We start from the raw sequence: 19,742 nt of genomic DNA on the forward strand, positions 1-19,742 counted from the left end.
GGCGCCACGGTCCGGTCACGGCGCGGCGCCCCGCCCCGCCGCCTTGCCGAGGAGGGCGGAGAGCATGTCCTTTTTCTCCGGCGGCGACGGCAGGGCGGCGATGAAGTCCCTTGTCTTTTCAAAGTATTCGGCGATCCTATCGCGGGCATACTGAAGCCCGCCGGCCGAGGACACGGCTTTTTTCAGCGCCGCCGGCCCGAGGCCGGCTTTGATGCGCGCCAAAAGCCCGGCGTCCTTTTTCAGCGCGTAGATGAGCGGCAGCGTGACGACGCCCGTTTTGAAATCGGAAAGGACCGGCTTGCCCGCGGTCCGGTGCGAGGCCTCGTAGTCGGCGCAGTCGTCGGCCAGCTGAAAAATCAGACCGATATTCCGCCCGATTTCCTTAAAGCGCTCCCCGGCCTCGTCCGGCTCGTCCGACAAAAGGAAGCCGGCATAAAACGACGCCTCGAACATCGCCGCCGTTTTGCCGCCGATGATGGAAAAATACTGCCGCTCCGTCAGCGCGAAATTGCCGTTGTTCTGGTCCTGGCGCAGCTCTCCCAGCAGGATATCCGACATGTAATGCGACAGCGTCCTGTCGGCGGACACGCGGCGGTCTGCCGGGGGCTCCACGGCGGACGCCAGCTCCAGCGACAGGCAGAACAGGTAGTCCCCGCACAGGATGGCCGCCTTCTCGCCGAATTTTTTGTGGAGCGCCGCGATGCCCCGCCGCCTGGCGGCGCCGTCGATGACGTCGTCATGGACGAGGGTGGCCAGGTGCAGCAGCTCCACAGCGGCGGCAAGGCAGGCCGCGTCGCTGTGAATGAGGCCGTCGCGCCCCATCGCGCACGCCAGGAGCGATCTCGCGCGGATATTTTTACCGGCGGCCTTGGACAGGTGGACGGTCAGCCGCCGGATAATGGCGGGGGTGCCCTTGAGGCGGGCGTTCAGCTCCTCCGCCGTCCTGCCGGCGGCCGCGTCGAAGGACAATCTTTCCTTGCGCGGGGCGGGCGCGGCGCACGCGTCAGTCATGGTAGAGATACGACCGGCGCACCCAGCCGACGCGGCGCCAGTGCTTTTTGAGCAGCGGCGTGGTGTAGTAATCCAGGCCGAAAACCGAGCCCGCGCCCCAAAGGAAGGCGACCGCCGAGAACACCATCCAGAAATTCGTGAGGAACAGCCCCGTCGTGGTGGCGAACATGAACATCAATACAAGGGCAACGACGCTGGAGGGCGTTGTGAACAGGCCGCCCAGGAGCGACAGGCCGATGAGTATCTCCAGCAGCACGATCACGGTCTGCAGGAAAAGCTGCATGCCGTCGGACGACAGGACAAGCGAATTGACAAGCCAGCTCACGAAGGGGATGTCCAGCTTGAAGGCGTAGTCGGCAAAGGTGGCGTCCGCGGGCGGCTTGCCGCTGACAAAGAGCGCCCGGACAAGGCCGAGGATGTCGATATCGAACAGCACCCTGCCGGCGGCGGCGCCCGTGTCGGCAAGGCCGCCGGTGGCGCTGGTGACCGCGTCGCTGGCCGCCTGGGTGGGCTGGGGGCCGGCGCCGAGGATCGCGTTGAACCACTGGGTGGCGCTGCCGAAAAAGGCGCTCAGCTTGGGGGCGGAAAACCAGCCCTCCACGATCTTCATGATCCCCTCGAACAGCCAGGCAACGCCCAGCCAGAGCCGGAGCGGCACGGCGAGAAAGCTGGGCGTCCTGTTGGAAAAATGACCGCCGAGGAAGCTCCTTTTATTCCTTATGGTAAAGAACTCGTGCTTGAGATAGCTGGCGATCTTGTTCCAGCCGAGCACCTGGGCGAAATAGATGACATTGATGAAATGCTTGACGAACATCGCGAAAAAGGACGGGAGATTGACCATATGCCGGCGACCGCCCACCCGGGCCTGCCCGTACCGCCCGCCGACGCTGACCATGACGCCGTGGAACATGGGCTTGTACTCTTCCTGCTCCTCTTTGGCCTCCTCCCCGGTGACGTCGCACCAGATGTTGTGGGCGACCGTGTCGGCGCTCTGCTCGCAGTTTTCCACCATCTGGGGCACGGGGACCTTTTCTCCCTCGGGGACGTAGAAAATGTTGTCTCCGGCCACATAGACGGACGGGTCGTCCACGCTCCGGAGATATTTGTCGGTGACGAGGCGGCCCCGCTTCTGGCTCTCCAGGAGCGCGCCGGCCTGCTGGGTGATGGCGGACCCCTCGATGCCGGCGACCCAGATGACCGTGCCGGCGGTGTTTTTCGTCGTGACGCCGTCCCGCTCGTAGGAAATGGTGCCTTCGCCGACCTCGACGACCCTGGCGTTCAAAATCATGGTGACACCCATTTTTTCCAGCCGGCGCTGAATCTTTACCGACAGCTTTTCCGGCAGGTTCGGGACGACGCGGGAGAAGGAATCCACATTGCAGATCGTGACGAGCCTGGGGTCCAGCTCAAAGGTGCGGCAGAGAATGGGCGCGTACTCGGCCAGCTCCCCCACCATCTCAATGCCCGTAAAGCCGGCGCCGACGACGTAAAAGGTCAACAGACGCCGTTTCTCCTCCTCGTTCGTCTCCGAGGACGCCTTGCGGAAGCTGTTCTGGATGCGCTCCCGGAGGCTGATGGCGTCGTCGTAGGACCACAGGGGGCAGGCGTATTCCGCGGCGCCTGTGATGCCGAAAAACGTCGGGCGCGAGCCGGCGGCGATGACGAGGCAGTCGTACTCATAGTCGCCGTTTTTGCCGTACACCTTTTTTTCCTTGAAATCGCAGGACTCCGCCGTGTCGTGAATGAAATGAATCCGCCGGCCGGCAAAGACCTTTTTATAGCTGATGCGGACACTCTCCTCGTCCACGCGGCCGGCGGCGACCTCGTGGAGCTCCGTCAGCATCGTGTGAAACGGCTTTTTGTCGATGACGGAAACGGTGACGTCCGCCGGCCGCTTCCTGAATTTTTTGGCGAGCTTTTTCGCCGTCAGGATGCCCGCGTAGCCGCCGCCGATAATCACAATTTTTTTCATGTCCAACCTCTGATCATGGGAAATGGATCGTTTTGAATCTAAATAGTATATTTGAATAAATTTGACTAAATATACCTGACCGAGGCGCAAATTATCTTTCGGCGCGAAAACCGCGGCGAAAGCCGCCATCGCGGCTTTTGGACGCCGGCCGGCGCGCATTTATTGCCTTTCGAGGTTTTATTTAAATAATTCCGGCGGGTATTTCGGTTTTCATCGCGCGAAAAATATGAATGAGAAATTGGAGGGATTCAGCGTGACAATAAAAACTGGAATCAACGGCTTCGGACGAATCGGCAGGCTCGTGTTCAGGGCCGGTCTGGAACGCCGGGATATAGAATTTACCGCCATCAACGACCCGTTTATCGACAGCGACTATATGGCCTACATGCTGAGGCACGACTCGGCCCACGGCAACTTTGCCGGTCATGCCGAGTCCAGGGGCGGGCATCTGTACGTGGACGGGAAAAAATACCACGTTTTCGCCGAGAAGGAGCCGGGCAATATTCCCTGGTCCTCCGCCGGGGCGGAGTATATCGTCGAGTCCACGGGCGTCTTCACCCGGGCCGGCGCGGCGGAGCCGCACCTGAAGGGCGGCGTCAAAAAGGTCGTTATCACAGGGCCCTCGGTGGACGCGCCGATGTTCGTCATGGGCGTCAACCACCGGTCCTACAAAAGCGACATGGACATCGTTTCAAACGCTTCCTGCACCACGAACTGCCTGGCGCCGCTGGCCAAGGTCCTGAGCGACAAATACGGCATCGCCGAGGCGCTGATGACGACGATCCACGCCGCCACGGCCACGCAGAAGACCGTGGACGGTCCGTCGAAAAAGGACTGGCGGGCGGGGCGCTCCATCATCGGCAACATCATCCCCGCCACCACGGGCGCCGCCAAGGCCGTGGGCCAGGTCATCCCGGAGCTGAACGGGCTTCTCACCGGCATCTCCATGCGGGTGCCCATCATCGACGTCTCCGTTGTGGACCTGACGGCGCGGCTCAATTCGCCCGCCGGGTATGAGGATATCTGCGCGGAGCTCAAACGTGCTTCCACCGGCGAATACGAGGGCATCATCAAATACGTGGACGACGAGGTCGTGTCCACCGACTTTATCGGCGACACGCACACCTGCATCTTCGACGCCCGGGCGGGCCTGGCGCTCAACGACAGGTTCGTCAAACTCATCGCCTGGTACGACAACGAGATCGGCTATTCCAACAAGGTCCTGGACCTGATCACCCACATGTACAAGGCCGACCAGGACGGTGGGACAAAGCGCCGCGAGACGGCGGGCGCCATGGCGCAATAAATCTGGCATTTTAACGCAATGGTGGCGAATTCGCCACCATTTATTTTTCCCTTTATCGGTATCGCTCCGGGCGGATGGCCACTGGCCGTCCCTACGGTATGAATTGGTCTTCGTAGGGGCGAACTGTGTTCGCCCGCTCCTGTCGACGCGGCGGCACCCCGAGACAGAGGGACGGGGAACGTGGATTCCCGCCTTCGCGGGAATGACAAGGCTTTAGGATCATTGCAAGATACTTTGGGGGCATTGCAAGGCGGGGTTCCATCCGGCATGGCCGGGGTGATAACGGCGCGACAAAGGCGGGCGAACACAGTTCTCCCCTACGGTATGGATTGTCTTCATAGGGCGAACTGTGTTCGCCCGCTCCTGTCGGCGCGGCTGAGCCCCGAGACAGAGGGACGGGGAACGTGGATTCCCGCCTTCGCGGGAATGACAATGCTTTGGAGGCATCGCAAGATACTTTGGAGGCATTGCAAGGCGGGGTTCCATCCGGCATGGCCGGGGTGACAGCGGCAAGGGACAAAGGCGGGCGAACACAGTTCGCCCCTACGCAGATCATGCAAAACGCGCCGTAGGGACGATCTGTGTCATCCGCCCCCGTTTCGTTTTACATATTTTTCTTCAAATAAAGTCTATAACGCTGTAAAAAATATGAACGATATGTTGAATCAGGAATTCAGACCATAAAAAAGGAGATAGTTATGATGAAAAAGAAGATCGTTTCCGTACTCATTTGCGCGATACTGCTCATCTCCGCGGGCGGCCAGGCCCTGGCCGCTTTCTCGGACGTGCCGGATAATTACCCTTACAAGGCCGAGATCGATTTCTGCCAGTCGAAGGGCTTTCTCAAGGGGACAAGCGACACGACCTTTAACCCGGACGGTCATCTGACCCGCGCCCAGCTGGCCGTGGTATGGTGCCGTTTTCTGCAGCTCCGGGACGCGAACCCCGGCTTTACGGACATCACCGTTCTGAAAAACTACTATGACGCGGCGGCCATCGTCATGAACAGCCTGGGCATCCTGAGCGGCACCAGCGCCACGACGTTCTCTCCCGACGCGGAGATCACCCGGGAGCAGCTGGCGGTGATCGCGACGCGCACGTTTAATCTCGGCGTTGCGGACAGCGACGATTACAAAACGTACACGGACAGCGACGCGATATCGTCCTGGGCGAGGGACGGCGTTTCCGCGTGCGTCAACGCCAAGGTTTTCGAGGGCCTTTACGACGGCGGCAAGGCCTTCAGCCCGCAAACAGCCGTGACGCGGGGCGAGCTCAGCCGGCTGATCTACACGGTCTCGCTGCCCTCTTATACCGTGACGATCGGCCCGCTGTCCGGCGGCACGATCACGGCCATTCCGTCCGTGGCGCGCCAGGGAGCCATCGTCAATCTGCTTGTAAAGCCGGATACCGGCAAGCAGCTGAAGGCCGGCACGCTGATGTACAACGGCGGCCCCGTGACGGGCACCTCGTTTATCATGCCCGCCGCGGATGTGGTGGTAACGGCGGAATTCGAGGATGCCCCGGCGACGCTGTCTTCGATCGAGATCACCACGATGCCCTCCGTCACCTCGTATCTCGTGGGCGACACGCTGGACCTGACCGGCATGGTCGTGACGGCGATATACAGCGACAGCACGACGGCCGTCGTCGACACCTACACCACGACGCCGGAGGAGGGCACGCCCCTGGATGCGGAAGGCTCCCACACGGTCACGGTGAGCTATACGGAGGACGGCGTTACAAAGACGACAGACTTTAATATCCAGGTCAACGCCAATCCGAGCACTTAAAGGAAAAAATGACAAAGACGGCGGGCTGTGTTAAAGCCCGCCGTCTTTTATAGGCCGGTATCGTGGAAAGGGGTTAAGCGATATCTTCCTTCGGCTTGATAATGATGTTTTCCAGTTCTTTTGTCGTCAGGCCGGATTCCTTCAAAAGCTTGTTGAGGCTTTTCAATTCGGTCTGTTCCAGTTCGTCCTGCAGCGAAGACAGCTGCGCTTTCAGCGACTTTATCGCTGATTCGTGCTTTGCGATCTGCGCTTTGATGGATACGATTTCTTCAGGGATATTTCTTTCACGTTTAACTCCGCGCGGCATAGCCATACCTCCTTATCGTTGTAAGAAAGTATACCGCACAGTTATATAATTTCTTGTCGAAAGCTTGGTCCGGCGGGCTGTTAATAATAAATTTTGTGTTTTTATTTGAGCTCTGCCAGAAAGCCGGGGCCATGTTTCTCAGAGTCCGGGGATTCGCGGGCGGCAGGTCTTCTTCACGGCCTGCCCGATTGTCAGGCACATTCTCTTCTCCTTTGTCCCGAAGAACGGCTACGCCGGGCGCATAGTGCCGTCGAACTCTTCCATCACGGCCTGGAAATCGTCGACGATGACCTTTATGAAAACCTCGACGACCGATTCGTCAAACTGTGTGCCGGAACCCTTGATGAGCTGATCCTTGGCGTTGGCCAGGTTCAGCTTTGACCTGTAATGGCGGGTGGAGGTCATGGCGTCGAAAGCGTCGGCCACGGACAGTATCCGCCCCAGGAACGGAATCTCCTCGCCCTTCAGCCCGAAGGGGTAGCCAGAGCCGTCCACCCATTCATGGTGGCATTTGATGAGGGGCACGGCGTCCTCAAACATGGACATCGCCGCGAGGATATGCGCGCCCTTGAGCGGATGCTGCTTGATGATCTCGTACTCCGAACCGCTGAGCATATCGGCCTTTTGGAGGATTTCGTCCGACGTGCCGATCTTGCCGATGTCGTGGAAGATGCCGCCGATGCGCAGCGTTTCCAGATCATGCTCCGACAGGCGGAATGCCTTTCCTACCTTGCCGGCGAAGTACGCCACGCGGTCGGAGTGGCCGCGGGTATATTCGTCCTTGGCGTCCACGGTCAGGCGCAGGGCCTCCACCGTGTCGATATAGGTCTTGCGCAGCGCGTCGTACGTTTTGTTGAGCTCATCGTTTTTCGTATTCACCAGCGAGTGCAAAAACGCGTTGCTGATGGCCGACGCGGCCTGGGCGGCATAGATTTCCAGGAGCTTCTGCGCGTCCTCCGGCGTGTCGCTGTCGATATAGATGACGCCGATGGTCTGCTTGAACTCGTTGATGAGCGGCAGGATGATCCCGCTGTCGATGACGACGGTCTGCTGCGTCATCCTGGACGAACCGATGTGCTCCATCAGCGTGGGGTCCAGCATCGCCATGAAATCCTCGATCGTTTTGTTGTAGTCGCCCACGCCCCGGAAGATGCTTTTGTGGTCGCTGCTCAGGTCGTTGGTATTGTCCACGAGGACAAACGCGCTGGTGCCGCCCACCAGCGTCATCGCCTCGCTGAGAATCCCCTCGAGAATATAGCCGATGGGCTGGAGCTGATAAATCTTCGGCACGGCGTCAAGGATTTTGCTGAGGCCGTCCCGAAAGCGGGCGATCGTCTTTTTCTGGATGATGGACTTGATGGCGGATTCCACGAGCAGAATGAGCTGGTCGAACTTGTCGTTTTTCTCGCAGTAGCCCTGGATGTCCAGCGCCTTGATCGTCTCCAGGGGAGGCGCCATGTCCTTATGCCCGGTCAGCAGGAGGATATACAGCTCGCGGTCAAACTCGCGGATTCTCTCCACGACCTTGTCGCCGTTGATCGGCTGCATCATGTAATCGAGGATGAGCATGTCAAACCGGCCGGACCGTATAAGCTCAACCGCGTCGTTGGGCGACGTGACGCCCTCGAACCCGTAGCCGTTGCGCTTGAGCACAACGGAAAGCGAGTCCAGGATGCCGACCTCGTCGTCTAGGGCCAGAATGTTATACTCGGCAACGCTCTCAGATTTTCGTTTTCTCATTGCAGACCTCCAATTAAGCTGCCGGAATCATAATATAGAACGACGTTCCCATACCATGAACCGATCGGAACCACATCTTACCGCCGAAACGCCCGGTAATCGTGGAATAGGACATATACAAGCCGAGTCCGGTGCCGTTCTTGGCCTTTGTCGTGATCATCTCTTTGAACAGTTTTTCCTGGACCTCGTCGGTCATGCCGCTGCCGCTGTCCCTGACCTCGAACAGGACCATCTGAGAGTCCTGGCTGGTGCGGGATATGTTGAGCTCTATGACGCCCTCTTTCCCCTCGTAAGCCTCGATGGCGTTGATGATGAGGTTGTTGACCACCTGGATGAAGCTGTTGATCTCGCCCTTCATCAAAAAGTCCGGGTCCAGCGCGCAGCTGACATCCAGCCGGCAGCAATATCTCTTCAGCTCGTGGTTCATCAATATCTCCACACGCTTGATGAGCTCCCGGAGCGTGAAGCTGTCGGTGGTGGTCGAGGTCAGCTGGACCGCCTGGCCCTTGACCGCCGAGATGATATCCGACATGTAGGAGGCGTATTCCTTCATTTTGCGAATCCACACGCGCATGTCGCCGGCGATCTCATGGTGGTCCTCCGCCGTGATGCCGGGGTCTCCGACCGACTCGTCATATTCGTCGATGAGGTCCGTGAGCCCCTCGAGGCCGCCGGCAATGGACATGATCGGCGTTTTCAGGTTGTGCGCGATCCCGCCGACAAGCTGCCCCAGCGACGCCAGGTGCTCGCTCTCTATCAGGGCCACCTGGGTCCGCGCGATGAGCTCGGCGTCCCGCTTCTGCTCGGTGATATCCTTGAAGAGCACAATAGTGCAGATAACGGTCCCGCCCGACGCTACGGGCGTGATCTCTACAATGAAAAATTTATTGAATTTTTGTTCCTCAAAATGAACTTCGTAGCTTTCTAATTTTTGGTTTTTTATCGAATTATCTATTTTACATATAATTTCGGCAGATTTTTCCGAAAGTTTACCTTTGAACAGGGCGCCGAAGGGTTCTTTTCTCCGGATGGCCGTGACTGCGGAGAAGTTTTCGACAAACGTCCTGTTATAATCCGTTATCTCCATGCGTTCGTTCAGCACCAGATAGCTGTCCGAAATATGGTCGACAATCGTCTGCAGCGCCACGGGAACGATATTCAGGAAATCAAACCGGAATATCGCGATCGAGAAGCAGATGATGCCGAAGGAGAAGGAAATCGGCTCAAAGTAGATCGGCACCTTAAAGAGCCTGGCGACGATAACCACGTCGGCAAACACGGGGCCCAGCGTCCCGACGATGATGAGGATGGACTGCCTGGAAAAGAAACCGGAATTCTTAATGGTAAACGATACAAGAAAATACAGCCCCATGAGGACAACGGCGTAGCTGACAACCAGCTCCGCGTTAAAATACGGGCCCCTGATGATCTCGCTGCTGATTTCGGAGAACCTGGTAAAATACAGGTGATGGACGTTGTCGGTCCATATCATGGCGGCGTTGCAGACGGGAAATATGAACAGGGCATAATGCCTGGGCTTCAGGGTTTTATGCGAGTTTTTAAAAACAAAGCCAATGTAAAACAGGAAGAAAGAAACGAACCCCGCCGCCGAGAAATAGATGTTGGTCAAAAGCATCCCGGAGTAATTCAGCAGCGCCTTGGAATAAACCTGCAAAAGCGCGATGCCTGTCCAGACGAACGCGACGATGACGACGCCGATGAACAGATAATGCAGGGTCTTCTTATTCCGGATGGTCACGATATAAATCAGAAATACCAGTGTCGATAATACGGCGACATGCAGCAGGATAAACGGCAGATCATAAACAATCATCAGGGGCCTCTTTCACGCTAGACGCTCAGCAGATACTCCGCCAGCGCGTCGGCATGCGTGTTAATAAAGTAATGAAACGCGCCGGGAAGGACCGTCAGATCGACGCTTTCAAAAAACCTGCGCCACTGCCTGTATCTTTTTTGATAACGCCTCGTTGTGGTGTCCCTGTCGCCGACGATCAGATGCAAGGGAATCTCCAGCCGGCCGGCTTTCCCGGCAAGCCGCGCGTATATATAGCCTGTAAAGCACTTTGCGTCGTGCCGGAACGCCTTGATGATGTAATCGATATACGCGCTGTCCTCCAGGAGGTTTTGCGGCAGGCCGATTCTGTTCAGGTACCGGACGATATATTTATCGGAGCACAGGCTCCAGGGGTTCAGCACGCCGCCGTAAAGCCGGATAAGCTTCGGCACCAGCACGCCGCCGATAAAGGCGGCCCTGACCGGTACGCCGGCCTTTTGCAGCCCCGACGCCGTGGCCAGCAGCAGGGCGCTGCCCACGCAGTGCCCGTAAAGCACGATTTCCCCGGTCAGATTTTCCGATATCTCGCGGACCAGGTCGGCCGCGGTTTCTTCGATCGGCCGCAGCGCGAGGTCAACGCCGTAATCGTGGCCGGGCAGGTCGACCGCGTAGAGCTTCGCGTCGGGGTCCTTCTCCAGAATCGCGTTGCTGATATCTCTGTACGCCAGGGCGCTGCCGCCGCCGTACGGGAAGCAGACAATATTCCGGCCGGAATTGTTCCGCCTTCTTGTCATGTCCACCAAAAGGCCGCTGCCGGCATAGGCGCCGTTCAGCTTTTCCGTCAGCTGGCGGATCGTGGGATTGGTGTAGAAATCCACGATATTGATGCCGAGCTTCAGCATGGACACGACCCGGATGGCACTGAGGGAATCGCCGCCGAGCTCAAAGAAATTGTCGTTAACGCCGACCGTTTTCAGCTCAAGCACGTCGGCCCAGGCGTTTGCCATCAGCTCCTCCGTCACGCTGCGGGGCATGATGGTGTCGGCGCTGGAGATCAGCACCTCATTGGGCTTCGGCAGGGCCGGCCTGTCGATCTTGCCGTTGCGGTTGAGCGGGAAAGCCTCAAGCCTGATGAAATAGGACGGGATCATATACTCCGGCAGCACGCCCGACAAATAGGGCGCGAGCTCCTTTGCCGTGAGCTCGGTTTTCGACTTGAAATAGGCGCAGAGCCGCTTGTCTCCCCCGCCCGATTCATGCACGGTGACCACCGTCTCCTCGATATCGGGGTGACGCAGCAGCGCGCTCTCGAGCTCGCCCAGTTCGATCCTGTAGCCGCGGATCTTGACCTGGTCATCTATCCTGCCGAGATATTCGATGTCGCCGTTTTCCAAAAAGCGGCCCAGGTCGCCCGAGCGGTATATCCTGCCCGAGCCGCCGCCGAGCTCCACGAAGCGCTGCTCGGTCAGCGCCTTGTTATTGAGATATCCGCGCGCCACGCCGGCGCCGCCGACGCAGATCTCTCCCGGAACGCCCACGGGCAAAAGGTGCAGATGGCTGTCCAGCACGTAAACCTTCAGCGACGGGATCGGCGTGCCGACATTGCTGATATTCTTTTCCGTATCGGCCAGGGTTATTTCCTTGAACGTCACATGCACGGTGGTTTCGGTAATGCCGTACATGTTGACCAGCTTCGTTTGGGGGTATTTTTCCTTGAAGGTCCGCACCATCGGCGGCTTGAGCGCTTCGCCGCCGAAGATCACATACCGGAGGGCGGGGAGCTCCGACCCTGAAACGGCGTCCTCGCCGATGAGATTGTAGAACGCCGAGGGCGTCTGGTTCAAAACCGTGACCTTCCCGGCCTTCAGGATGCCGAGGAACCGCCTGGTGTCCACCGCGTCTTCCTTGGGAACGACGATCAGCCGGCCGCCGTAAAGCAGCGCGCCGTACATCTCCCAGACGGAAAAGTCAAAGCAGCAGGAGTGGAACAGGGTCCACGTGTCGTTTTTATCAAACGCAAACTGGAATTTGTCGTTGAACAGGAGGCGCACCACGTTGCGGTGCTCGATCATGACGCCCTTCGGCTTTCCGGTGGAGCCGGAGGTGTAAATGATATACGCCAGGTCCGAGGGCTTGCTGACGGAGACGAGGTTGGCGCCGTCGGGGGCGTAGAAGGCCTCGTCGTCAAGGCAGACGGTCATCCCCTCAAACGGCAGCTCCAGGCCTTTTTTCGTCAGCAGCACCTTCGCGCCGCTGTCCTTGAGCATATAGGCCTGCCGCTCGGCGGGGTACTCCGGGTCAATGGGCATATACGCGCCGCCGGCCTTCAGGATACCGAGAACGCCCACGACCATGTCCAGGGACCGGTCGGCCACAAGGCCGGCGATATCGTCCGGACCGACGCCGCGGGCCCGCAGCGTGCGGGCCAGGCGGTTCGCCCTCTCGTTGAGCGCGCCGTATGTCATCGCCTTGTCCCCCAGGACAAGCGCCGTGCTGCCGGGGGCCTCGGAGGCCCGCTCCTCGAAAATCCGGTGTATCGTCTTTTCCCGCGGGTATTCCGCATCCGTATCGTTAAACTCGCAGAGCAGCCGGTGCCGCTCGGCCTCGGACAGGATGCCGATATCGCAGAGCTTCTTGGAGGGGTCCTTGACAATATCGCCGAGCGTGTTGAGGAAATGGGACGACAGGCGCCGGATGGTGTCCTCGCCGAACAAATCGGTGCAGTACTCGATGCTGCACTCGATGATGCCGCCCATATCCGACGCTTCCAGCGACAGGTCGAACTTCGACGTGCCGTCGCCGAAGGCATAGGGCGCGGCGGTGAATTCCTCCGTGGACAGAACCGACAGGTCCATATTCTGCAGGATGAACGTCGTGTCGAACAGGGGGTTGCGGCTGGTGTCCCGCCGCGCAACCACCTTGCCCACCAGCTCTTCAAACGGATACTCCTGATTCTCGTAGGCGTTTAAGAGGTCCTCCTTGACCTCGCTGAGGAACGCCGTAAAGGTCTTGTGCCCCGCCGGCCTGCTGCGGATGGCCAGCGTATTGACAAACATTCCGACCAGCTCGCGCAGGTCGGCGTGCAGCCGGCCTTCCACCGGGGTCCCGACAACGATATCCTCCTGCCCGCTGTATTTTGACAGCAGCACATTATACGCCGACAGCAGCAGCATGAAAAGCGTCGTCCCCGTTTTTGCCATCAGTTTTTTCAGCTCCGCCGTCAGCGCCTCGTCAATGATGAAATACAGCTTGTTCCCGTGGAAGCTCTGGAACGACGGGCGCGCATAATCCAGCGGCAGGTTCAGCACCGGAACCTCCCCTGAAAACCGCTCCAGCCAGTAGGCCTCCTGCGCTATGAGCTTGTCGGACCGCAGCCGCGCGTTGTGCCAAGCCGCATAATCCCTGTACTGTATTTTCAGCTCGGGCAGCGTGCCGCCGGCGTACAGCGCCAGGAATTCCCTGATGATGATATTGATCGACGCGCCGTCGGAGACGATATGGTGCATATCGAACATGAGGACATGGCGGCTGTCCGCCAGCTTCACCAGCCGGACCCGGAGCAGCGGCGCGGCGCTCAGGTCAAACGGGCGGATAAAGCCTTCCATCAGCCTTTCGTAATCCGTCTCCGCCGTTTCGGCGTACTCCACGGCAAACGCCACGTCCTGATGGACGACCTGTACCGGCTCGCCGTCCCGCAGCTCAAAGCTCGTCCGCAGCGTTTCGTGGCGCGCAACGATTTTTTTGAAAACGTCATTGACCCTTCCGGCGTCTATTTTCCCCGTGATTTCCATGCCGCCCGGCAGGTTGTAGCTGACGCCGCCGTCGATACTGTTCAGGATGAACTGCCGCTTTTGCGCGGACGAGGCCGGATACCACGCGCTTTCGGCCACCCGGGGTATTTGGGCGGCTTCCGCTTTCCGGCCCTGCAGCGTTTCCAGGCGGGCGGCGAGCCTTTTGACCGTCTGGAGCTGGAATATGAGCTTTGGCGATATCTCCACGCCGAAGCTTTTGTGGATATCGGTGATAATCCTGATGGCCGTCAGCGAGTCGCCGCCCAGCACCGAATATTCGTCCGACACGCCGACCTGCCCGAGCCCCAGGGCCCGGGCCCATATATCGCACAGGGCGGATTCCGCCCCGTTTGACGGCGGCGTGTATTCGGCGGCCGCGACGTGGTGGTTCTCCGGCGCCGGCAGGGCGTTTCTGTCCGTCTTCCCGTTGTTGTTCAGCGGCATTTTATCCAGAAACACGACGCAGCCGGGGATCATGTATTCCGGCAGCGTCTCGGCCAGATACTGACGGATATCCTCGGCGCCCACGGCCTTGCCGGCAACGACATAGGCGGCCAGATAGACGCCGCCCTCGTCGCGGAACGATTTGACCGCCGCTTCGAGAATGTCGGGGTGGGTGAGCAGCCTGGCCTCAATTTCCCCGGTCTCGATCCGGAAGCCCTTGACCTTGACCTGAAAGTCCATCCTGCCCAGAAATTCGATGTCGCCCTTCGGGTACCATCTGGCCTTGTCGCCGGTCCGGTATATCTTTTCCCCGTGGACGAACGGATTTTCCACAAACCGTTCCGCCGTCAGCGCGGGATTGTTCAGATATCCCCGGGCGACCCCGACGCCGCCGATATAAATTTCTCCCGGGATACCGACCGGCAGCAGATTTCTGTTTTTGTCCAATATGTAAATGCTGAAATTGTCGATCCGCTGCCCGATAGGCACGGAGGTGAGCTCTTCGCCGGGGGAGCAGTCGAAGCAGGCGACCTCCACCGTCGCCTCCGTCGGCCCGTACATATTGTAAAGCCTGGTGCCGTTTTGCTTATATAGAAGCTGATTAAAATACTCCACGGTATTGAGGCTGATGGCCTCGCCGCAGGAGAAAACCTGGCGCAGCGACGCCAGCCTCCCGTCGGAAGCGGTCGTGTCCACATAATTGAGAAACAGCCCCATCATGGACGGGACGAAATGCATGACCGTCACCTGGTATCTTTCGATGGCGGAAATGATGGCCTCGGGGTCCTTTTCGTCGCCCGAATCGATCAGGCAGACCTTTCCCCCCAGCATGAGCCACCAGAATATCTCCCAGACGGACGGGTCAAAGGTGGGCGCCGTCTTCTGCAGGATCACGCTGTCGCTCTTCAGGCCGAACTTCTTCACGCCCCAGCAGAAGCTGTTGACGACGCCGGCGTGCCGGAGCATGACGCCCTTCGGCTTCCCTGTCGAGCCGGAGGTGTAAATGACATAGGCCAAATCGCCCGAGCTGCTGACCGGCGGGAGATTGCGCCCGTCGCCCGTATAGCTCGAGGCGTCGTCCAGGTCAAGGACCTCTCCGGTGAAACCGGCCGTGTCTATCAGCGCGCGCTTTGTCAGCAGCAACGCCGCGCCGCTGTCGGCAAACATAAATTTCCGGCGTTCCTTCGGGTACTCCGGGTCTATGGGCAGGTAGGCCCCGCCGGCCTTCAGGATGCCCAGGATGCCGACGATCAGCTCAAAGCCGCGATAGGCCATGATGCCGACGACTTTATCCGGGCCCACGCCCTTTTCCCGCAGGGTGGCGGCAAGCCGGTTGGCCTGCCGGTTGAGCTCGGAATAAGTCATTTCTTTATCGCGGAGCAGGAGCGCGGCGCTGTCCGGCGACCTGTCGGCCTGCTCCTCAAACATCTGGCCGATCGTCTTGTCCATGGGGAAGTCGGCGTATGTATTATTAAATTCCCGGAGGAGCTTATGCTTTTCCTTCTCCGAGATCATCTCGAGCTTCGAGATGCTTTTTGCGGGGTTGTCCAGGGCGTGCCACAAAAGGCTGATGATATGCTGGTGGATGAACTCGATCTCCTTGATGTCGAAAACATCGCAGAGGAAATCGTAGTCGATGACGAGATTCCCGCCGTCCTCGCGGTCGTTGACGCTGATGATAAGCGACTCCACCTGGCAGCCGGAGAAAAGCCATTTGCCGGTATAATCCTCGTCGGTTTCGTCCTTGTGGAACTTCGAGTTCTGATAGCTCAGGACGATGTCGAACAGCCGGCCACCCAGCTTGTGCTTTTTCTTGAGATCGCGGAGCAGGTAGTTATACGGGTATTTCTGATGTCGGAGGACATCGGTGCTTTCCTTCAGCATCGACGCGGCAAACGTCCTGAAATCCTTGGTGTCGTCCACGGTGATGCGCAGCGGCGCGGCGACGCTGACGAACATCCCCGGGGTCTCCTTGTCTTTGGCGTTCGTCCTGTTCAATATGGTCGTCCCCAGGACGATGTCCTCAATGCCGGTCACGCGGTTGATGTAGACGGCCAGGGCCGACATGAACAGCGTGAAAATCGACAGCTTGCTGGCGCTGCAGAATTCCCGGATCTTGTTGGACAGCTTAAGGGGCGTGATCAGCGTTTTCCGCTTTGCCAGGATCGAAACGCCGCTGGACTTCTGGGGCTTTAAAACCGACATTTCGGGGAGCGTTTCAAATTTATGGAGCCAATACGCCTTGTCATTTTCAAACCTGGCGGACCTTTCGTACTCGGCTTCGTTCACCAGATGCTGGACGAAGGAGGGATTCGGGAAGTCGTCCACGGGCAGGCCTTTTTTTATTTTTGAATAAAAATCGATCACCTGCCTCGTCACAAGGCCCATCGTCCAGGCGTCGGAAATCAGGTGATGCATCTTCATATAAAAGCCGCCCTCATTCTCGCCGACCTTGAAGGTCGCGCAGTAAAAGAGCTGCTCGCTGGTGATATCAAAGGGTGTTCTTGTGGTGCTCTCGTCCCAGGCAAAGAGATTTTTCAGTCCGTCGCCCTGGCTGAAATCAAAGAAATCCACCGGGAATTCTTCGTAATCGGTGACGTACTGCGCCGCCACGCCGTCCGATTCATGGATGCGGATGCGCATGGCGTCGCTTTTCCTGACGAACAGGTTCAGCGCCTTCTGAAGGGCCGGATAGCTGATCTCGCCCCGCAGGCGCAGCGTCCCGGCCACGATATTGATGCTTGTCCCGGGATACGCCTTCTCCAGATACCAGATGGATTTTTGTGATTCGGATAATTGATGGAATATTTTCTCGGAGCTCATTCTTCATCGTTCTCCAATCAGAAATATGATATTTTACGACGCGTAATCCCGCCACAAACCGATCAGGTCCGCTTCCTCTATTTTCTTAAGATCGCTTTCGTCGAATTTCATTTTTGAACAAACGGAAATCACACAGCCGCCGGCCCGGAACGTGGCGAGCTCCTCGCCGGGCAGCGCGGCGGCGGCGTCCAGCGCACGCAGGTCGCCGGTCAGGCCTGTGCCGCGGCATTTTACCAGGGCCTCTTTTCTGGTCCAGAGCTCGAAAAAGCGCAAAACCCGGTCGTCGGCGGCTTCCAGAAGGCGCAGCTCATTGGACGAAAACGCCCGCCGGGCGACGGCGTCGTCCAGCGCACGGAGCCGCTCGATATCAACGCCCACCGGCGCGTCCGCCAACGCTGCGGCGACGGCGTTTTTTGTATGCGATATATTGAATTGGCAAAGGGGCCGGCCAGCCAGATACGGCTTGCCCGACGCGCCCTTCCTGATGTCGATATCCCTGTACCTGACGCCGGCGCTTTTGCAGACGAGGCACCGGAGGAGCACGTCTGAATAGAGGCCGGCCAGCCTGTCGCTCTCCCGGCGGCAGCGCAACAGCCGCTGCCTTTTGTCAGGAGGCAGCGACAGAAGCATCTCGTCATGGACGCCTGAGCTTTGCTGCGGATCAAATTCCATAAAGTACAGCTGTTTCATTCGACATCCCGGATAATTTACATTTTTTAGATAAATATCTATTAATTACCGAAAATTCCGCTGAGTTCATTCTATCATTGATTTTTTTTGTTTTCAAGCACAAAAACCGGATTTTTGCAAAATAATACAACATATTGTAGTAATACCGGAATATTATGCGCATTATTAGTGCCGTCCGGCGCACGCCCGGCCGCCCCGCGAAACGGCAGGGACGGGGCCCCCGCCCCGTCCCTGCCGAACGTGTTCAATATTGGCCGCTGCTTATCCGACAGCCAACTCGAAAACCTTGCGGATATTGTCGATGGTGGCCGCGCCTTCATGCACTTTTTCGCCGTCCACATAAAAGGTCGGCACGCGATAGTAATCGAACGTGTCGGCGTATTTGCGCTCCTTGTCCTCGTCGATCGTGACGATTTCCACGTCCTTATACGCCTCTTTTTCCCCGCGGACCTCGTCGATCATGGAGAACGCCTTTTTGCAGTAGGGGCACCAGCTTGTCATAAACATCAAAACGTCTTTCATCGGTAAAAACCTCTTTATCGTAAAATTCCTTTGGTTTGCGCCATTTTCCTATGGCCTTATTATACCATTATAGTCTGTATTTTGTCAAAATATGTGACCGGGTCACCGGGACCGCCGGCAAGGTTGACCAATTGCTGGTTATATTATACAATAACATCGTTATCCCATACGACGAAGACAGGGGGATTTTGATGTTATGCACCCGCTGCGGCCGCCAACTTGACGACGGCGCCGCCCTGTGCCCGCACTGCGGCCAGCCTCAGGACGCCGGCGGCGGTGCCTCGCGTTCACCCGATGGAGACGCCGCCGAGAGGCAGCGCAAACGGCGCGGCTGCCTGACGGCCTTTATCCTCGTCCTCCTGGCGCTGCTGCTGGCGGCGACGGGGGTGTATTTCCTGGTGCCGCGCATCGTCAAGCCCGACAATCTGGGCGTCAGCTCCTCGCGGGCGGCCTACGACAGCGCCATAGCAAAGCTGGGCATCGCGGAAGACGACGCGCCCCAGAGCGGCGCTGCCGGAGATTATACGGTGAAATACGGCGCCCCCCACGACGTGGACACGGGCCTGACCAGCGAGGAGCTCACGGCGTTTTTCAACGAAAACCGTCCGCCTTACGATGCGGTTAAAAACGCCCAGGTGCGCGTCAACGGCGACGGGACCCTCGAGGCCTCCGCGAATCTCGATACCGGCTACGTGTTCAGCGAGGTCCTCAACGGCCGGTACACGAAGCAGGACGCCCAGAAGGAGCTGCCGATGCTGGGGCTCATCCCCGACAACGTGAACATCTACTTCAAGGTCCGCGCCGGGGTGGAGGACAACAAGCTGACGGACCTGCACATCGTCGCCGTGCAGGTGATGGGCGTTACCATCCCGCCGTCGGTCATCGACTCGGCAGACGACTTTATCACCGAAACGCTGGACGGTTATATCTCCAGGACGTGCGCCCGGGCGGGCGCGGCTATCCGGCACGCCGGCATCAGCAGCGGCACCTTTAATATACGGGGCAGCCTGCCCTCCTCCGTCACCCGGGCGCCCGTCCACCCGCCGCGCAGCACGGGGGCTTGATATGAAAAGGATGATCGCCGCCGTTTTCTTTTGCGTTATTTTGCTGGCCGGCTGCGCAGACACCGACAAGGTCTCTCTGGTGAGCTGGATGCAAAACCTGGATGCCGAACAGACAAAGGTATACTTTTGGTCTATGGATACGCAGGAAGAAGAAACCGGGGAAACAGAGCTGACGCCGGAAGAAAGGCGGAAGCTGATTTCTATTTTAAGCAATTTGTCGGAAGACGACATCACGTGGAACAGGCGCCTTGCGGGGATCACCCCCGAATACGGCTTTCACCTGGTAGCCGGAGACGGCGACCGCTATATCAATCAGGCGGGTGCTCCTCACGGCCAGACCGAGATCAGCTTTGAGAAAAAGCAGTGGTGGATCGAAAGCTCCGAGCTGTTTGAATTCATGAAATCATTTCTTGAGGCTTCTTAAGGGCGGCGGCCCTCCAAGCGCCAATTCTGATATGCCGGGGCCGGAAATAAAAGAACGGTAAGG

Annotated in this window: 12 protein-coding genes; 4 read left to right on the plus strand and 8 right to left on the minus strand. The window is 58.5% G+C overall.

Annotation, left to right across the window (positions count from 1 at the left end; translation table 11 throughout):
• Window positions 1-15: 15 nt before the first annotated feature.
• The gene (locus tag BUB60_RS09725; protein ID WP_073078292.1) at window positions 16-1,011 is read right to left on the minus strand and encodes a polyprenyl synthetase family protein; all 996 of its coding nucleotides are present in this window, start codon (window positions 1,009-1,011) and stop codon (window positions 16-18) included.
• Window positions 1,004-2,983 (minus strand): NAD(P)/FAD-dependent oxidoreductase, encoded by a 1,980-nt coding sequence (locus tag BUB60_RS09730; RefSeq protein WP_073078294.1) that lies wholly within the window; start codon window positions 2,981-2,983, stop codon window positions 1,004-1,006. Before BUB60_RS09730 ends, BUB60_RS09725 begins: the two co-directional genes overlap by 8 nt.
• A 253-nt stretch (window positions 2,984-3,236) precedes the next feature.
• Between BUB60_RS09730 and gap the strand changes: the two genes are divergently transcribed.
• Together gap and BUB60_RS09740 are read left to right on the plus strand one after the other, a co-directional pair.
• Entirely contained in the window at window positions 3,237-4,289 is a 1,053-nt protein-coding gene (gap, locus tag BUB60_RS09735) for a type I glyceraldehyde-3-phosphate dehydrogenase (RefSeq protein ID WP_073078617.1), read from the plus strand.
• Between the two features lie 698 nt (window positions 4,290-4,987).
• Window positions 4,988-6,079, plus strand: coding sequence for an S-layer homology domain-containing protein (locus BUB60_RS09740; protein ID WP_073078295.1), 1,092 nt, complete (start codon window positions 4,988-4,990; stop codon window positions 6,077-6,079).
• A gap of 73 nt (window positions 6,080-6,152) precedes the next feature.
• Here BUB60_RS09740 and BUB60_RS09745 read toward each other — a convergent pair whose 3' ends face one another.
• From BUB60_RS09745 to BUB60_RS09770, 6 genes are all read right to left on the minus strand, one after another.
• Complete coding sequence (locus BUB60_RS09745) at window positions 6,153-6,386, minus strand: hypothetical protein (RefSeq protein ID WP_073078297.1); 234 nt, start codon at window positions 6,384-6,386, stop codon at window positions 6,153-6,155.
• Window positions 6,387-6,614: 228 nt separating this feature from the next.
• Window positions 6,615-8,126 carry an HD domain-containing phosphohydrolase gene (locus tag BUB60_RS09750; RefSeq protein ID WP_073078299.1) on the minus strand — a complete coding sequence of 504 codons (1,512 nt, stop codon included), beginning with the start codon at window positions 8,124-8,126 and terminating at the stop codon, window positions 6,615-6,617.
• A gap of 13 nt (window positions 8,127-8,139) precedes the next feature.
• Window positions 8,140-9,960, minus strand: a complete 1,821-nt coding sequence (locus BUB60_RS09755; protein ID WP_073078302.1) for a sensor histidine kinase — start codon at window positions 9,958-9,960, stop codon at window positions 8,140-8,142.
• Window positions 9,961-9,977: 17 nt separating this feature from the next.
• Window positions 9,978-16,979: a non-ribosomal peptide synthetase gene (locus tag BUB60_RS09760; RefSeq protein ID WP_073078304.1), complete on the minus strand. Its 7,002-nt coding sequence runs from the start codon at window positions 16,977-16,979 to the stop codon at window positions 9,978-9,980.
• A 33-nt stretch (window positions 16,980-17,012) separates the two neighbouring features.
• Window positions 17,013-17,669 (minus strand): 4'-phosphopantetheinyl transferase family protein, encoded by a 657-nt coding sequence (locus BUB60_RS09765; protein ID WP_073078306.1) that lies wholly within the window; start codon window positions 17,667-17,669, stop codon window positions 17,013-17,015.
• Window positions 17,670-17,930: 261 nt separating this feature from the next.
• Entirely contained in the window at window positions 17,931-18,191 is a 261-nt protein-coding gene (locus BUB60_RS09770) for a thioredoxin family protein (RefSeq protein WP_073078308.1), read from the minus strand.
• A 191-nt stretch (window positions 18,192-18,382) separates the two neighbouring features.
• Between BUB60_RS09770 and BUB60_RS09775 the strand changes: the two genes are divergently transcribed.
• Both BUB60_RS09775 and BUB60_RS09780 read left to right on the plus strand, forming a co-directional pair.
• The gene (locus tag BUB60_RS09775; RefSeq protein WP_159435382.1) at window positions 18,383-19,255 is read left to right on the plus strand and encodes a zinc ribbon domain-containing protein; all 873 of its coding nucleotides are present in this window, start codon (window positions 18,383-18,385) and stop codon (window positions 19,253-19,255) included.
• 1 nt (window position 19,256) lies between these two features.
• Window positions 19,257-19,679, plus strand: coding sequence for a hypothetical protein (locus BUB60_RS09780; RefSeq protein WP_073078325.1), 423 nt, complete (start codon window positions 19,257-19,259; stop codon window positions 19,677-19,679).
• Window positions 19,680-19,742 lie beyond the last annotated feature (63 nt).

Source organism: Sporobacter termitidis DSM 10068 (genome assembly GCF_900130065.1).
Lineage (GTDB): Bacteria > Bacillota > Clostridia > Oscillospirales > Oscillospiraceae > Sporobacter > Sporobacter termitidis.